Origin of the sequence: Streptomyces bikiniensis, assembly GCF_000716625.1 — a bacterium.
Classification (GTDB): Bacteria; Actinomycetota; Actinomycetes; order Streptomycetales; family Streptomycetaceae; genus Streptomyces; species Streptomyces bikiniensis.
The window spans coordinates 57,480-73,242 of record NZ_JNXJ01000024.1; the positions used below are offsets into that span (position 1 = coordinate 57,480).

Consider the following 15,763-nt stretch of genomic DNA (forward strand, 5'->3'; position numbering starts at 1 on the left):
AGGGAGTGACGAATCCCTTTTAGGCCTGTTTCGAGGCGAGTTGGACGACCGTGATGTCGGAGGGCGCGCCGACCCGGACCGGGGGTCCCCAGGCTCCCGCGCCCCGCGAGACGTAGAGCTGGGTGTCGCCGTACCGCTCCAGCCCGGCGACGGTCGGGTTGGCCAGTTCCGCGAGGAGGTTGCCGGGCCAGAGCTGGCCGCCGTGGGTGTGGCCGGAGAGCTGGAGGTCCACGCCGTGGCGCACGGCGTCGTGGACGACGATCGGCTGGTGCGCGAGGAGGACGGCGGCGCGGGCCCGGTCGCGGTCGCCGAGGGCGCGGACGAAGTCGGGCCCCCGGCCCTCGCTCTCGCCCGCGACGTCGTCGACGCCCGCGAGGTCGAAACCGGCCGCGATCTCCAGGCGCTCGTTGCGCAGCGGGCGCAGGCCGAGCTCGCGCACGTGGTCGACCCAGGCGTCGGCGCCCGAGAAGTACTCGTGGTTGCCGGTCACGAAGAAGGAGCCGTGGCGGGCGCGGAGCCGGGCGAGCGGCTCGGCGGCGGAGCCGAGGTTCTCGACGGTGCCGTCGACCAGGTCCCCGACGACCGCGATCAGGTCGGGCTGGGCGGAGTTGACGGCGTCCACGATGCGCTGGGTGTGGGCGCGGCCCAGGATCGGGCCCAGGTGGACGTCGGACACGACGGCGATCCGGTAGCCGTGCGCGGCGCGCGGGAGCTTGGCGAGCGGCACGGTGACCCGCTTGACGCGGGGCCCGCGCAGCACGCCGTACGTGCCGTACCCGACGGTCCCGAGCGCGACGGCGGCGGCGGTGCCGCCGACGACCCGGGAGACGAAGAGACGACGGGAGACGTCGGCGGGGGTTTCCGGGGCGGCCGCTGCGGCCGGGGCCTCGGGACCGTCCGGGACGGGGGTCCCCACGACGGTCTCCGCCCGGGGCTCGGCGGCCGCCGCGGCCGGCACCGGCGCGGCCTCGGGAACCACCGGAGCGGGCGCGGGCGCGGCCGTGGCGGCGGGCGCCCGGCGGGCGAGCCGGGCGCGCAGGAGCGGGCGGACGGCCTCGCCCACCACCAGGGCCAGGACGAGGTACAGGAGGACGGCGAGCCACATCTGCCCCGGCCAGGCGATCACCTGCTGGAGCCGGAAGGGCACGCCCGCCCGGGCGGAGACCAGGGCCGCGAGCGAGAGCAGCGGCAGGACCACGACGGCGGCCGTGCCCAGCCGGCGCGGCAGACCGCCGGGCGCCGTCACGTCCCGGACGAGCCGCCGCCACACGTACCAGTGGACGCCGCCGAGCAGCGCGAGGACCACGACCAGGACCAGCAGGAAGACGACCACGCCCCGGAACTCCTTCTTCTTCTAGGCGCCGGTGCGGCGCGCACCCCGTACGGCCCGAGGACGGCTGCCGCCGGACCGCCCGCGCCATCGGGGGCGAGACCGCTCCCGTCACCCCGGGGGTGCTCGATGGAGCCGATCCGTGTGCGGCCGGGCCCCAGCGTACAGAGACCCGCCTCCGGGGCCCGGCGGGGGCGGTTCGATACTGGCGGGGAACGACTCGCCCTCCCGAAGGACATCCCATGAAGCTCAGCCGCCGCGTCTCCTGGTTCCTGCTCGCGTTCGGCGTCTGGTCCTGGGTGATCTGGGTGACCTTCGCGAAGAACCTCTGGAAGGACGGGAGCGGTCTCGCCTTCGACGACGCGGGAGACCCGACGGCCTACTTCTGGGTCCACCTCGCCCTCGCCGTCACGTCGTTCCTCCTGGGGACGGCCGTGGGCGTGATCGGCCTGAGGGGCGTGCGAGCGAACGCGGGCAAGTAGCCCCGCCCGCGCGGCTCGGGGGAGACCGCTTGGACGGGGTGAACGGGAGAGCGGCTACGGCCTGGTGGCGCGAGCGATCAGGGTTCCGATGTGTCCGGGCGTGGGAGCGTCGAGGACCTGTACGTCAGGGTTCGTGAACCCGGCTTTGAGCAGAAAGCTGGTCCACCTGCGGGGGGTGTAGCTGTACCGGTACGTGTACATGGCCTTTCCGGCGAACCCGCCTTTGTACATGCCCTGCGGGCCGTACGCCCCAGGGATGGCCGGCGGGTGGGAGAACGCGAAGACCCCGCCTGGGTTGAGTCGCTGCGCGACCAGCGGCAGGAGCTTGGCAGGGTCGGTGAACCAGACCGCGCCGAAGACGGAGTAAATGGCGTCGTACGTCTCGGTGCTCCCGCTGAGGTGGTTCAGGACTTCGGCGCAGACGAACTGCGCTCCCAGGGGCCCCCACCGCTCGGTGGTGTTGGCGACCATGACAGGCGAGAGGTCCAGGCCGGTCATCTTGACCCCCTGCTGTGCCAAGTAGGCGAGTGCCCGCCCGGTGCCGCATCCGATTTCGAGGGCGGTTGTCGGCGTACCGAGGATTTCGGGTCCGGGGCCGTGGCTGGAGTACTGGGTCCAGCAGAACACCGGATCAGACTCGAACACCTTGCTTTTCGTGCTCTCGGCGAAGGTGTCCCACAGTTCGCGTTCGGCGTCGATGTCATGTCGTGCGGGCAACGGGCTTTCCTCGCTGTGGTGGTGGGGAACGCAGCGGTGCCCCCCGCCCTCAGGTAAGAGAGCGGGGGCAGGCACTCTAGTGCCGGATCAGTGGCTGTCGGGGACCTTGTTGTCACACGGCGAGCAGTCGGACGCGTCGACCGACCACAGCTCCTCGTCGACCGCGAACCCGTTCTGCCGGATCAGCTCGGCGGTACGCGTCACCGTGCCGTCGCGACGCCGCTCGATGAGCGGGGCGTGGTGCTTGTAGTTCCCGCCGTTGTACTCCTCGCAGAGCGCGAAGTAGAGCGGCGTGTCCAGGATGAGCTGGTGCACGCCGATGTCGACGGTGTACCCGACCCCCATGTCCACGCCGGGGTTCTCCATAGCGGTGATCAGGTACGCGATGCCCTGGCCCAGGGTGCGTTCGGCAAGGCTCCGGACAGCCACGCTGTCGCGCAGCAGCAGCCGGACTTCACGCTCCCAGAGGTCGGACACGCCCACGTCGGCGACCAGATGGGGCACCCGGGACGCGAGCGTGTTTAGGATGATGCGCGGATCACGGGTCCGCGTCTGAACGACGGTACTCATCGTGCGGTTTCCTCCTGTGGTCGGAGTTGCTGCACTTGCCCACCCATCCGTCTTTCTTGCTGTCACTCGACGGACGGGAGTTGCACCCGCTCTCCTCCCGGACGGAAGACGGTGGAGCTTCCGATGTGAGTTCACGGGAGGAGAGCGGAGTTCGCAGAGCCGTGCGGTGAGCCGGCCTATGCGGCGAGCCCGGCACAGCGCGTGCAGTGAAGTTTCGCGAGGGCGGCAAGCTGCCGCTTCTCCCGGTCGGTGGCGGGGCGCACACGCGTCCAGGGAACCGACCACTGGTAGCCGGTCGGCCGGACGAGGTGAACCATCCCGCCCGGCGCGAAACCGGAAACGACGCCCACCATGTCATGAGAGGACTCGTAGACCTTGAGCCCCACCATGAGACCGGTGTTCCCATAGGGCTTGGGCCGGGGTTTCACTCCGCCCGGGGTCCGCATTCCCGGCCGAGCCGATTCGCTTCGGCCACGCGTTCCGTAAGCGCATCCGACTGCCGCGCCGGGGCCATCTCTGCCGGGTCGGCTTCCCATTCCCTACCCCCATTCAGTGGGCGAAGCTGGTAGCGCGGGCCGACGTGGCCCATCACGCCCCCACACGCCCCGTTCTCGTGTCCTGGACAACTTCTCCCGGCTCCCACACCCGCGGGTGCGCGCGGGCTCTCAGGTGCATTCACGGCGCCCCTTTCGTTCCAACCCGTCACGCACCCGGAGCAGTACGGGCCGCATAGGCAACGCGTAGCCGCTCCGAGGCACCCACTCCGGCGCGAGTCGCCAGAACCCGCCCGCCTCTATCAGGGCGGCCAACTCGTCCACGTCTTCGATCTCGCGGGCGGGCTTGTGATCCATGTCCGGGGTCCTTCGTTGCGGCGTCGTCCCTTGCGGTGACCTCTGCTCGCACTAGGCAACCGTGCGACTACGCACAGCGGTACCGTTGCAACAGGGGCAGGACTTAAGAGCTTTAAGCGGCTTGATGGCTCGGGGAGTTGAGGACCGGTGGGCAACCCGGAACCGAACGTGGGGCTTGAGCGGCTGTACCGGGAAACCGGGTGGACGCTGCGACAGTTCGCGCAGGAGATCAACCGCTTGGGGACGGAGCGCGGCACACCCCTGCGATACCGAGAGCCGTCGGTGCACCAGTGGCTCAAGGGCCACATGCCGAAGGAGGATGCACGGCCGTTGATCCTGGAAGCCCTCTCCCGCAAGCTCCGGCGCCCGGTGACGCACAACGAGGCCGGGTTCCGCAGAACTCCGACAGATCAGCTTCCCTCCCAGCCCAGTACGGTGGAGGGGCTGTTGGACCTGGGAAGGCAAGACATGGACCCGTCCCGCCGAAGCATCCTCGGCGTCGGCCTCTTCTCCATTGCGCTGACCATTCCCAACTGGCCGGACGTGGTCGGCAGGATGGAAGCCGTCCAGAAAGGCGACGTCCAGCGCATAGGGATGGCCGATGTCCACACCGTTTCCGCGATGACCGAGCGAATCTCTGAGCTGGACGACCAGTTCGGAGGGCGCACCGCCCGGCCCATGGCTGCCGCATTCCTGGTGAACACAGCAGCTCCATATCTGCGGATGGAATCCCCGGAATCCGTCCGCAAAGCCATGATGGGCGCGGTCTCGGACCTCTGCTACCTCACGGGCTATATGGCAGTGGACGAGGGGCTCCACGGATTGGCGCAGAAGTACTATCTAAAGGCACTTGAACTTGCCGGAGCGTCTGAGGATCACTTGACGTTCTGCACCACCCTGCGAGGGATGAGCGTTCAAGCAGTCGACTTGGGGCACGGCGCCCAGGCAATGCGTCTCGCGGACGCCGCGGCGGCTGCCTCACCGCAAGCCGGCCCGCGAATGCGCGCCTTCCTTGTGGGGCAGCAAGCCCATGCGGCAGCGCAGACGGGCGCCCGCGTCCAGGCGCAGCGCTACCTGCGGGAAGCCGAAGTGGCCATGGAAAAGGCGGAGTCGCAGTCCAAGGCTTTCGGCTCTTACGACCCGTCGTCGCTCCTGTACCACACGAGCCAAGTACGATACGAACTCGGAGACATCGCCGGATCAATCGAAGCCATGGAACAGTCCGATCGGATTCGGCAGAGCGTCTATCGCCGTGCCAGGGTCCGGCACCGCTGCACCCTGGCCGAGAGGCAGCTGGAACTAGGCCACCTTGAAGCCGCGTGCCAGACATGGACTCTCGCCCTGGAGGACTACCCCAGTCTCCAGTCCGGAAGGGCGGACGAGCGGATTAGAACCATGCATAGCCGGATTCGCCCGTTCATGAAGAATCACGCAGCCCGTGACCTTTTCGAGCGGGCTCGCCTGGTGACCCCGGAAAGAATGTTGCCCCGATAACGCGAAACAGCCCGCACCCATGGCGCCAGATAGGCGCCATGGGTGCGGGCTTCGGCTCCACGAAAACGCCCAAATGGGCCATGCGCGTTTTTTGCCTCCCTGCCGTGCTTCCAGGGCGCGGAAAGGGGGTCACGCTCTGGTCGAGGGCTCGGGCAAGCGAGGGCGGACACTCTCGGCAGCCCGTCCGCCGGGCTGATGCTTCGCGGTCTCGCGGTTGTGGCACGGCGTACACGGCGGATGCAGACGCGACCACGCGTCGGGATCGGTGACGCCACGTGCGAGCAGCGAGCGGCGCGAGTCGGGGAAGTGGTCGGCCACTGTCGCCGGCTTCGTGCACAGCACGCACCACGGATGGGCGTAGAGGTAGCGGCGCCGGATGTTCGGCCACCGTCGCCCGTACGCGCTCGTCCCCCGGTGTCTCCCGCAGTGCGTTCGCCTGACGCTCGTGAGCGACACAACGGCCACCACGGGCAGTCAGTTCAGGGCACCCGGATACCGAGCACGGGGGGGCGGGGTCGTCGGGGCAAGGAAGGTACCCCCTTCAGCGAGTGGGCGCGAAAGTTGACGCGTACTTCGGGATGCTGTGTTCTGCCCCTATGTCTGAACTCACCGGTCCCGATGACTCGGAGACTGCCGTCAAGAGCAAGTTCGAACTAGCGCTTGGGAAAGTTCACTTGCGCATGGAAAACGTGTCGGAGCGTGTGCAACTAGCCGTTGTCTACGGGGCGACTGCTTGCGCCCTCGGTTTGATCGCTCGCAGCGCGCTAAACGGCAAGGGCGATCAGAGCGACCAGGACGACCTCTAGGCAGCGGGCCCGAACTCCGTCCTGGTCTTGAGCCGGTGGCGTCTCCGGCACAGCACTTGAACGTTGCCGTCCGTGTCGGTCCCTCCCATCGAGAGGGGCCGCACGTGGTCCACGTCTACCGCGTCGGCGGGGAAGTCGTCCAGGCACCAGTCACACCACGCGGCCCCCTTCCGCTCGATGATCCGGCGGAGCCTCGCAGCAGCATCGTTCCGGGCCGCTCGTCGTCGGCTCCGTGCTCGGCGGTTCCGGACGGTCGGTCGTCGCTCGTACGTGCCATGGCGGGTCTTGCAGCGGCCCCGATGGGCCGCCGGCCCCGTGCAGTTCGCCGACGGTTACGAGACGATCGCCAGGCCCGGCCCTGGCACCGAGGTGCACGCGGACTCCGCAGAGAACGCGTAGCCCTCGGGCGCCCTCGCCGGCGGGACCGGTCCGGACTCGGCGAGGGATCGCACGCGCTTACAACCCCTTTCGGCGCCCCCGGTCAAGGGGCGGTCACTCATGGGCGGTGCGATCCCCGCGCCCTGCCTCACGCCCCCTGCGGCCACCCCCGTAACGGTGGGGTGCGTGGTGCACGGGCAGAGCTGGTGTGAGGGCGGGCACTCGGTCCGCCGAGATCTTCCTTGGGGTGAGTGTGCGGTAGTCCCGCTCTCTTCCGGAAGTAGGAGGGACGGACAGATTCCCGCCCCCATGACGGAATGGCGTTCCGACGGACGGTTTGGTTTTCTCCTTATTTTTTCTTGTACATACGAAAAACACTCTGAACCGTCATACCGCCATGGCTCCGCCCGCTGGTCGGCCCCGCTGCGGGCACAGCAAAGCCCCGGCGGTCCGCGAGGGACTACCGGGGCTTCGGCGAGTGCCCGAGTGTCAGAGAGCGGCCAGCGTCTCTTCGTCGTCTTCGTGGTCCTCATCCGTCCCAAGGGTCCGCCAGTGGAGCGTCACGCGTTCCTCGATCGCGATGTACTTGCGGGACACCGGGTCCCGGCCGGGGCCGATGGAGACGCCTGAGAGGAAGAGGTCCAGGAACTCGCGTCGCTTGAACACGTCCCACGCTGCCCAGGGCGAGCCTGCGCCCAAGGGGTCCTCGCCCGGTTCGAACCAGTCCGAGGGGACCTGAATCGCTGCCGTGGTCTGCTCGTCCAGCGCTTCCAACCTGGCCGTGCACTGGTCCTCGAACGTCCGGTACTGCGTCATCGTCGCGCGCCACATGGCCAGCTCGTCCCGCCCCCGGTAGAGCCCCGCCTTGCGGTCGGCCTGGAGTTCGGCGATGGAGTTCCGGACGTGCTCAAGGTGCGCCGCCGTCTCGCGCCGCTCCTCCTGGACTCCGGACAGGTCGCGCTGGAGCGCGAATCGGAGTGCCGCCTCCGCCAACCATTCCCTGTCCTCGTTGTCGTCGACGTCCGCAGCGGCAAGACGTGCCCAGACGCGCCCGGCCACGTAGTCGTCGGCGTCTTTGCGCTTGATGCTCAAGCCGCCGTGGCCCTTGGGGTTGGCGCACATGTAGTAGTCCTGCCCGCCGTTGTTCTTGCTCTGTCCCATGGACCCCGTGCAGATTTCACAGGTGGTGAAGCGCCAGCCGCTCAGGAGCGTGGGTGTGGCCTCTCCGCCCGGTTGCCTGTTGGTCTTGTTGCGCTTGCTGCGCTGCTCCTGGAGTTCCAACCACTTGGCCCCCGCGACGACGCCCCGGTGGGGAGTCAGGGGCGCCCCGCCCTCATCCCTGGCGATCACGTTCACGTACGCCTTGCCGCGCTTCACGCGCTCGCTGGCGAAGCCTCCGATGGCCGGGTGAGAAAGGATCCAGCGGACTGTCTGTGCGCGCCAGCGGATCGGTCTGTCCTCCTTCGACACGCGGCGCTCCCTGATGGACTCCCTCCGCTTCTCGGTGGCACGTCGCCCGGCCTCACCGGGCACCGGTACGTCCTCCGATTCCAGCGTCGTCGCGATCTTGTTGTCGGAGATTCCGGCGAACGACATCTCCACCATGCGCTCGACGATCGCGACGTGGTCGGGGTTGTCCTCGTCCGGCTCCAGGACGGAGACGACGAGGTTGCCGATCTTCTCGCGCACCGCCCTCATGCCGTACGGCGCGGAGCCGGAGTGCCGGCCACCGACGGCCCTGATCTCGTCCTTGGCTCCGCGCAGGCGCTCCGCCTTGATGTCGCTATCCTGCTTCGCGAGTGCCGCGATCAGCGCGAAGATCGCGACGCCGATCGGGTTCGAGGTGTCGAGGAAGGGTTCGAGCACCGAGACGAAGCGGACGCCGTGCTTCTTGAACTCCTTGTCGATCTCCAGGGCATCGTGTGCACCCTTGCGAGTCAGCCGGGACAGTTCGTTGACCACCACTACGTCCACCTCGCCCGCGCGGACAGCGGACATGAGGTCTTCGAACCCCGGGCGGATGGCATTGGGATCCCAACCGGACCGACCGACGTCTTTGAACGTGTGAACCACCTCCCACCCCCGGCTGACGGCCAGCGCCTCGCCGGCCGCCACCTGCGCTTCCGGCGACGCTTCGGACGAGTCGGGGCGCGCCTTGGACTGCCGGGCGTAGACGGCAACCCGCACCGTGTCCAGATGCTCGGCTTCCACGGGCGAAACGAAGGGGGTCAAAGTCCCTCACCTGCTCTTTTCTGTCATTGAAGCTCTAATGGTTAGTTATATAGAGAAAGTAATCCAGATGAACCAGTTCCACACCCCGAACGCGAGCAGGAACCAGGAGACGCGACGGCCGAGCTTCATGGCCCCCGTATCACCGTCGGCCCCCCGGTGGCCGCGTCCGGGTGGACAGGTTGGTTCGAACGGCCTGCCCGGGTTCGGATCTCTGTTCCGTACCTGTACGTTCACGACCGTGTCTGCTTCGAAGAAGACCGCTTGGGCGGTCGCCGCTGCCGTGTTCCTTCCGCTCACCCTCGCCGCGCCGCCGGCCCACGCGGACGGGAAGGACGAGAAGGTCGGGAAGGCCGTCCAGGACACGCAGCCCAAGCCCCCCGCCGTCATGTCCACGGTCGGCGGTGAGCTGCTCGGCAGGCCCGGTACGCAGGTGCGGCTCGGGGCCGGGGCGCCCGTGCTGCCCAAGGAGCTGTCGGCCCGGTCCTGGATCGTCGCGGACGCGGAGAACGGCCAGGTGCTCGCCGCGCACAACGCGCACTGGCCGCTCGCCCCGGCGTCCACCCTGAAGATGCTCTTCGCGGACACCCTGCTGCCGAAGTTCCCCAAGACGCGGAACCACCTGGTCACCAACCGGGACCTGGCGGGCATGGGCGAGGGCTCCAGCCTGGTCGGCGTCAAGGAGAAGCAGACCTACAGCGTCCACGACCTGTGGCTCGGCGTCTTCCTGCGCTCCGGCAACGACGCCGTGCACGTCCTGACCCAGATGAACAACGGCCTCCAGCAGACCGTGAAGGACATGAACGCCCAGGCGGCCGAGCTCCAGGCGCTCGACACCAAGGTGGTCTCCCCGGACGGCTACGACGCCCCGGGCCAGGTCTCCTCCGCGTACGACCTCACGCTCATCGCCCGCAGCGGCATGACGAAGCCGGACTTCCGCGAGTACGCCGCCACGGTCCGCGCCCCCTTCCCCGGCATACAGAAGCCCGGCGAGAAGAAGCGCGAGACCTTCGAGATCCAGAACACCAACCGGCTGCTCACGGGTGACTTCGGCGTTCCGCCGTACCAGGGCATCGCCGGGGTCAAGAACGGCAACACCACGCACGCGGGCGCGACCTTCACCGGGGTCGCCGAGCGGAACGGCAGGGTCCTGCTCGTCACCGTGATGAACCCCTCCTCGAAGGAGCAGCACGCGGTCTACCGGGAGACCGCCCGGCTGTTCGACTGGGGCTTCGCCGCGCTCGGCAAGGTGCAGCCGGTGGGCGAGCTGGTGCCGCCGCTCTCGGCCCGCACGAAGTCGCCCGCGCCCGACGGCACGGTGGGGTCGGCGGGCGGCGGGAACGCCCCCGGACAGCCCGTCCAGGCGGTCGCGGCCGGGCGGTCCGGCGGGGTCGGCACCGCGCTGGCCGTGGTGGGCGGGGCGCTCGTGCTCCTCGCCGGCGCCGTGTTCCTGGTCAACCGCCGCTGGCCGTCGGCCGTGTCGGCGGCACGTCGTCGCGACCGGGGCCGGGGTCCGGAGCCCGAGTCGCCCCGGAAGCCGGAGGCCGGGTCGGAGCAGAAGCCGGAGCCCGAGTCGCCCCGGAAGCCGGAGGCCGGGTCGGAGCGGAAGCCGGAGGCCGGGTCGGGGCGGAAGCCGGGTTCGGCTCAGTAGGCCCGTCCGGATCCGGGGCCGGCTTCTCGCGGGACGAGGCCGCCGCCGTCCACGCCGCGCAGAACAGCAGCAGCTTCGCGGTGAGGTTGATCCAGAGGAGCAGGGCGACGGGGACGCCGAACGCCCCGTACATCGACTTCGCCGCGACCCCCTTCATGTAGCCGCCGAGCAGCAGCTTGAGGAGTTCGAAGCCGACCGCGCCCATCAGCGAGGCCACCACCAGGTCCCGGCGGGGCGGTTCGACGCCGGGCAGCAGGGTCAGGACGTACAGCAGGATCAGGAAGTCGGCGACGACGCCGACGAGGACGGCGGCGGTCTGGAGCAGGACTCCGCCCGCCCCGCCCTCGGAGACGCCGACCTGTTCGGCGCTCCAGCCGACGGCGGTGGAGCCGAGCCAGGAGGCGGCGAGCGAGGCGAGGGCGACGCCGCCGAGGCCGACGAGGATCAGCGCGTCCTTGCCCTTGAGCAGGACCGGGTTGCCCTCGATGTCGTCCAGGCCCCACACCGCGCGCAGGCACTCCCGCATGGAGCCGATCCAGCTGATGCCGGTGAAGAGGAGCAGGGCGCCGGCCACGATCCCGACCGTGCCGGCGTTGTCGACCAGTCCGCCGATGTTCAGCTGGTCGGAGATGCCGGGGACCTGCTCGCCGATCTTCTCCTCGATCCGGTCGAGCTGCTCGTCGCTGAGGAGCGCGGCGCCGACCGCGGCGGCGACGGTGATGAGCGGGAAGAGGGCGAGGAAGGAGAGGAAGGTGATGGCCGCGGCGAGCCGGCTCCAGTGGGCCCGGTCGAGGGTCTCGTACGCGCGCCAGGCGTGGGTGCGCATGAGGCGGACGACCCAGGGGCCGATGACGGGGAGCTTGGTCAGCCAGTCCATGTCGTGCGTGTACCCCTCGATGCGTGCGCTGCGCGGGTGACCGGAGTACGAGAATCCCCCCGTCGGGCCGGTGTGTGTGCGAGCGACATGGTCCCGGGTGCCGGGATCGCCTTCCGGCCCTCCCTTCCGACCTTCCGACCTTGCGACCTTCCTCCTGTCGGATCATCACCCTTTTCGACGAACCACCAAGCCATACACACCAATACCGGCATAAGCAGCATTCCTGCCTATACGGTCGGCTCCATGGCTGTCGAGACCCGCGTCCCGGACGACGACTGCGAAGCCCTCACCGGCTGGGGCCGCACCGCCCCCACCCTCGCGCGCGTGTACCGGCCCCGCAGCCCCGCCGAGGTGGCCGCCGCCCTGCGCGCCCCGGGGGCCAGGGGCGCGATCGCCCGCGGGCTGGGGCGCGCCCACGGCGACGCCGCCCGGAACGCCGGCGGTACCGTCCTCGACATGACCGGCCTCGACCGGATCCGCGCCGTCGACGCGCGCGCGGGGCTCGTGGACTGCGAGGCCGGCGTCAGCCTGCACCGGCTGATGGAGCTGCTGCTGCCGCTCGGCCGGTTCGTCCCCGTCGTGCCCGCCACCCGGTACGTGACGGTCGGCGGCGCGATCGCCGGTGACGTCCACGGCGGGAACCAGCACACCGCCGGCTCCTTCGGCCGGCACGTGGTCTCGCTCGAACTCCTCACCCCCGACGGGGAGGTCAGGACCGTCCGGCCCGGCACCCCGCTCTTCGACGCCACCACCGGCGGCCTGGGCCTGACCGGCGTGATCCTCTCCGCCGTCCTGCGGCTGCCGGCCGTCGAGACCTCCCTGATGCGCGTGGACACCGAGCGGGCCCGCGACCTGGACGACCTCCTCGGCCGGCTCGCCGGGGGCGACCACCGGTACGCGTACTCCACCGCCCGGATCGACCTGCTCGCCCGGGGCGCCGCCACCGGCCGGGCCGTCCTCACGCGCGGCGACCACGCCCCGTACGACGCGCTGCCCCGCCGCCATCCGGCCCGCCGCGCGCCGCTCGCCTTCCGGCCCGTCCGGCTGCCCGCCCCGCCGCCGTACGTCCCCGGCGGGCTGCTCGGCGGCGCCTCCGCCGGGCTCTTCCACGCGCTCTGGCACCGGGCGTCGCCCCGCGCGGCCGCCGGCCGGTTCCGGCCGCTGTCCGGCTTCTTCCACCCGCTCGACGCCGTCCCGCACTGGAACCGGCTGTACGGGCCCGGGGGCGCCGTCCCGTACCGCTTCGTCCTGCCGTACGGGCGGGAGGAGGTGCTGCGGGGGATCGTGCGGCGGATCGCGGGGCGGCGGTTCGTGCCGCCCGCCGTCCTCCAGCGGTTCGGTCCGGGCGGTCCCGGGCCGCTCTCCTTCGCCCTGCCCGGCTGGTCCCTGGCCCTGGACCTGCCGGCCGGGCTCCCCGGGCTCGGGGCCCTCCTCGACGCGCTCGACGAGGAGGTCGCGGAGGCGGGCGGCCGGGTGCAGCCGGTCGGGGACGCGCGGGTGCGGCCGGAGGTCCTGGCCGCGATGTATCCGCGGCTGGACGAGTTCCGGGCGCTGCGGGCCGCGCTCGACCCCCGGTCCGTGCTCGTCTCGGACCTCTCCCGCCGTCTCGGTCTCTGAGCCCTCCAGGAGTCGCCATGAAAGACGCCCTCGGCGCACCGCAGTCCCTGCTCGTCCTCGGCGGCACCTCCGCGATCGGGCTGGCCACGGCCCGCCGGATGATCGCCCGGCGCACCCGTACGGTCCACCTGGCCGGCCGCCCCTCCCCCGCCCTCGACGCCTCCGCCGCGTCGCTGCGGGCGCTGGGGGCCGAGGTGCGGACGGTCGCCTTCGACGCGCTCGACCCCGGGTCGCACGAGGAGCGGCTGGGGGCGGTCTTCGCGGCGGGCGACGTGGACGTGGTGCTGCTCGCCTTCGGGGTGCCGGGCGACCAGGCGCGCGACGAGTCCGATCCGGTCGCCGCCGCCCGGGTCGCCGGGACGAACTACACCGGCGCCGTCTCGGCGGGCCTGGTGTGCGCGGGCGCGCTCCAGGCGCAGGGGCACGGCTCGCTCGTGGTGCTCTCCTCGACGGCGGCCGAGCGGGCCCGCCGCGCCGACTTCATCTACGGCTCCTCGAAGGCGGGCCTGGACGTCTTCGCCCAGGGGCTCGGGGACGCGCTGTACGGCACCGGGGTGCACGTGATGGTGGTGCGGCCCGGGTTCGTGCGCTCGCGGGCGACGGCGGGGCGCCCGGAGGAGCCGTTCGCGACCACCCCGGAGGAGGTCGCGGCCTCGATCGAGCGGGGGCTGCGGCGCCGCTCGGAGACGGTGTGGGTGCCGGGGGCGCTGCGGATGGTGACGGCGGCGGTGCGGCACGTGCCGAGGCCGCTGTACCGGCGGCTGCCGGTGTGAGACGTGCGGTGGCCGGCCGGGCACTCGGCGTGCCGGTGGGGCTGCCGGTGTGAGACGTCCGGCGACCGGCCGGGCACTCGGCGCGCCGGTGCGAGCCGGGCGGCGGCCGGTGCGAGCCGGGCGGCGGCCGGTGTGAGACGCCCGCCCCGGGCTCAGGCGGTCGGCGTCGTGGTCGGCGTGTCGACCGGGCTGCCGCCCTGGGCCGGGACGGCGCGGGTCGGGTGGCCGCTGCCGAACTCGTAGTCGCACAGCTTGCGCCATACCTGGTCCGCGCCCTGCTCGTACAGCGCGAAGGAGCGGCAGGTCCAGGCCGCCTCGTAGCCGGCGAGCTCCTCGTACGCCCGGTCCATCCCCTCCTCGGAGATGCCGTGCGCCACGGTGACGTGCGGGTGGTACGGGAACTGGAGCTCGCGCACGAGCGGCCCGGCCTCGTCCCTGATCCGCTGCTGGAGCCGGTCGCAGGGGGCGACGCCCTCCGCCAGCTTCACGTAGACCACCGGGGAGAGCGGCCGGAAGGTGCCGGTGCCCTTCAGACGTACGGGGAAGGGCTGGTAGCCGGTGGCCACGCGCGCGAGGTGGGCCTCGATCTCCGGCAGCCGCTCCCGGGGGACCTCGGTCGGCGGGACGAGGGTGACGTGGGTGGGGATGCCGTGCGCGGCCTGGTCCCCGAAGCCGGCGCGCCGCTCCTGGAGCAGGCTGCCGTAGGGCTCCGGGACCGCGATCGAAACGCCGAGCGTTACGGTCCCCACGTCGTTCTCCTCCGTCGTTCTCGTTGCGTGCCGGTGCGTGTCGGTGCGTCGCGTGCGTGGGTGGCACGCGGGTGGTGCAGCCGCCAGTGTGCGGCCTGCACCACCCTCGTGGCCAGGGTCCCGGGACTCAGTGCTTGGCGGGCAGGAAGCCCATCCGCTCGTACGTCTGCGCGAGGGTCTCGGCGGCGACCGCGCGGGCCTTCTCCGCGCCCTTGGCCAGGACAGAGTCCAGCGTCTCCGGGTCGTCCAGGTATTCCTGGGTGCGGGTCCGGAACGGCGTGACGAAGTCCACCATCACCTCGGCGAGGTCCGTCTTGAGCGCGCCGTACATCTTGCCCTCGTAGTCCTTCTCCAGCTCGGGGACGCTCTTCCCGGTGAGGGTGGAGAGGATGGTGAGGAGGTTGGAGACGCCGGCCTTGTGCTCCGGGTCGAAGCGGATCACCGTGTCGGTGTCGGTGACGGCGCTCCTGACCTTCTTCGCGGTGACCTTGGGGTCGTCCAGGAGGTTGATGAGGCCCTTCGGCGTGGAGGCCGACTTGCTCATCTTGACCGAGGGGTCCTGGAGGTCGTAGATCTTCGCCGTCTCCTTCAGGATGTACGGCGAGGGGATCGTGAAGGTGTCGCCGAAGCGCCCGTTGAACCGCTCCGCGAGGTCGCGGGTCAGCTCGATGTGCTGGCGCTGGTCCTCGCCGACCGGGACCTCGTTCGCCTGGTAGAGCAGGATGTCCGCGACCTGGAGGATCGGGTACGTGAAGAGGCCGACGGTGGCGCGGTCGGCGCCCTGCTTGGCGGACTTGTCCTTGAACTGGGTCATGCGGGAGGCCTCGCCGAAGCCGGTGAGGCAGTTCATGACCCAGCCGAGCTGGGCGTGCTCGGGGACGTGGCTCTGGACGAAGAGGGTGCAGCGGTCCGGGTCGAGGCCGGCGGCGAGCAGCTGGGCGGCGGCGAGCCGGGTGTTGGCGCGCAGCTCGGCCGGGTCCTGCGGGACCGTGATCGCGTGCAGGTCCACGACCATGTAGAAGGCGTCGTGGGTCTCCTGGAGGGCGACCCACTGGCGGACGGCGCCGAGGTAGTTGCCGAGGTGGAACGAGCCGGCGGTGGGCTGGATTCCGGAGAGCACACGGGGACTGTCGAAGGCCATGCACATCATTCTCTCAGGTGCGGGACGGGTCCCCGCCCGACCGGTGGGACGGGTCCTGTCCGGCGGATGTGACAGGGGGGCCCGGCTCCGGTCGGGGC

Annotated in this window: 13 protein-coding genes and 2 pseudogenes; 5 read left to right on the top strand and 10 right to left on the bottom strand. The window is 70.7% G+C overall.

Features of this window, described 5'->3' with window-relative positions:
- Positions 1–19: 19 nt before the first annotated feature.
- Positions 20–1,333, bottom strand: coding sequence for a metallophosphoesterase (locus OO47_RS20145; protein WP_030218110.1), 1,314 nt, complete (start codon positions 1,331–1,333; stop codon positions 20–22).
- A gap of 239 nt (positions 1,334–1,572) precedes the next feature.
- On the opposite strand from OO47_RS20145, the gene OO47_RS37885 reads away from it, so the two are divergent.
- The gene (locus OO47_RS37885; protein ID WP_030218113.1) at positions 1,573–1,812 is read left to right on the top strand and encodes an SCO4848 family membrane protein; all 240 of its coding nucleotides are present in this window, start codon (positions 1,573–1,575) and stop codon (positions 1,810–1,812) included.
- A 54-nt stretch (positions 1,813–1,866) separates the two neighbouring features.
- Here OO47_RS37885 and OO47_RS20155 read toward each other — a convergent pair whose 3' ends face one another.
- The 3 genes from OO47_RS20155 to OO47_RS20165 all read right to left on the bottom strand — a co-directional run bounded on the left by OO47_RS20155 (position 1,867) and on the right by OO47_RS20165 (position 3,488).
- Positions 1,867–2,529, bottom strand: coding sequence for a class I SAM-dependent DNA methyltransferase (locus tag OO47_RS20155; RefSeq protein WP_030218116.1), 663 nt, complete (start codon positions 2,527–2,529; stop codon positions 1,867–1,869).
- An 87-nt stretch (positions 2,530–2,616) separates the two neighbouring features.
- A complete protein-coding gene (locus OO47_RS20160) occupies positions 2,617–3,099 on the bottom strand; it encodes a hypothetical protein (RefSeq protein WP_030218119.1) in 483 nt (160 codons plus the stop codon).
- A 176-nt stretch (positions 3,100–3,275) separates the two neighbouring features.
- Positions 3,276–3,488 (bottom strand): hypothetical protein, encoded by a 213-nt coding sequence (locus tag OO47_RS20165; protein ID WP_030218123.1) that lies wholly within the window; start codon positions 3,486–3,488, stop codon positions 3,276–3,278.
- 609 nt (positions 3,489–4,097) lie between these two features.
- On the opposite strand from OO47_RS20165, the gene OO47_RS20175 reads away from it, so the two are divergent.
- Positions 4,098–5,444, top strand: coding sequence for a hypothetical protein (locus OO47_RS20175; protein WP_030218127.1), 1,347 nt, complete (start codon positions 4,098–4,100; stop codon positions 5,442–5,444).
- A gap of 802 nt (positions 5,445–6,246) precedes the next feature.
- Here OO47_RS20175 and OO47_RS37890 read toward each other — a convergent pair.
- The 3 genes and pseudogenes from OO47_RS37890 to OO47_RS38870 form a co-directional block, all read right to left on the bottom strand.
- On the bottom strand, positions 6,247–6,432 hold the full coding sequence (locus tag OO47_RS37890; protein ID WP_324606522.1) for an HNH endonuclease signature motif containing protein: 186 nt from the start codon (positions 6,430–6,432) through the stop codon (positions 6,247–6,249).
- A 685-nt stretch (positions 6,433–7,117) separates the two neighbouring features.
- Positions 7,118–8,839: a recombinase family protein gene (locus OO47_RS20195; protein ID WP_234323235.1), complete on the bottom strand. Its 1,722-nt coding sequence runs from the start codon at positions 8,837–8,839 to the stop codon at positions 7,118–7,120.
- Positions 8,840–8,914: 75 nt separating this feature from the next.
- Positions 8,915–8,989: pseudogene (locus OO47_RS38870) on the bottom strand (SCO4848 family membrane protein); the annotation flags it as partial.
- Between the two features lie 109 nt (positions 8,990–9,098).
- On the opposite strand from OO47_RS38870, the pseudogene OO47_RS38875 reads away from it, so the two are divergent.
- Positions 9,099–10,364: pseudogene (locus OO47_RS38875) on the top strand (D-alanyl-D-alanine carboxypeptidase family protein); the annotation flags it as partial.
- Here the strand turns inward: OO47_RS38875 and OO47_RS20205 are convergent.
- Positions 10,312–11,385 (bottom strand): YihY/virulence factor BrkB family protein, encoded by a 1,074-nt coding sequence (locus tag OO47_RS20205; RefSeq protein WP_078489754.1) that lies wholly within the window; start codon positions 11,383–11,385, stop codon positions 10,312–10,314. The pseudogene OO47_RS38875 and the gene OO47_RS20205 sit on opposite strands and share 53 nt — an antisense overlap.
- Positions 11,386–11,628: 243 nt before the next feature.
- Between OO47_RS20205 and OO47_RS20210 the strand changes: the two genes are divergently transcribed.
- Together OO47_RS20210 and OO47_RS20215 are read left to right on the top strand one after the other, a co-directional pair.
- Positions 11,629–13,002 carry an FAD-binding oxidoreductase gene (locus OO47_RS20210; RefSeq protein WP_030218144.1) on the top strand — a complete coding sequence of 458 codons (1,374 nt, stop codon included), beginning with the start codon at positions 11,629–11,631 and terminating at the stop codon, positions 13,000–13,002.
- Positions 13,003–13,019: 17 nt separating this feature from the next.
- Positions 13,020–13,775: a decaprenylphospho-beta-D-erythro-pentofuranosid-2-ulose 2-reductase gene (locus OO47_RS20215; RefSeq protein ID WP_030218147.1), complete on the top strand. Its 756-nt coding sequence runs from the start codon at positions 13,020–13,022 to the stop codon at positions 13,773–13,775.
- A 152-nt stretch (positions 13,776–13,927) separates the two neighbouring features.
- On the opposite strand, the gene OO47_RS20220 is transcribed toward OO47_RS20215, so the two are convergent.
- Both OO47_RS20220 and trpS read right to left on the bottom strand, forming a co-directional pair.
- Positions 13,928–14,524, bottom strand: a complete 597-nt coding sequence (locus tag OO47_RS20220; protein WP_030218150.1) for a 2'-5' RNA ligase family protein — start codon at positions 14,522–14,524, stop codon at positions 13,928–13,930.
- 127 nt (positions 14,525–14,651) lie between these two features.
- Positions 14,652–15,665, bottom strand: coding sequence for a tryptophan--tRNA ligase (gene trpS, locus OO47_RS20225; protein WP_030218153.1), 1,014 nt, complete (start codon positions 15,663–15,665; stop codon positions 14,652–14,654).
- Between the last annotated feature and the right edge of the window lie 98 nt (positions 15,666–15,763).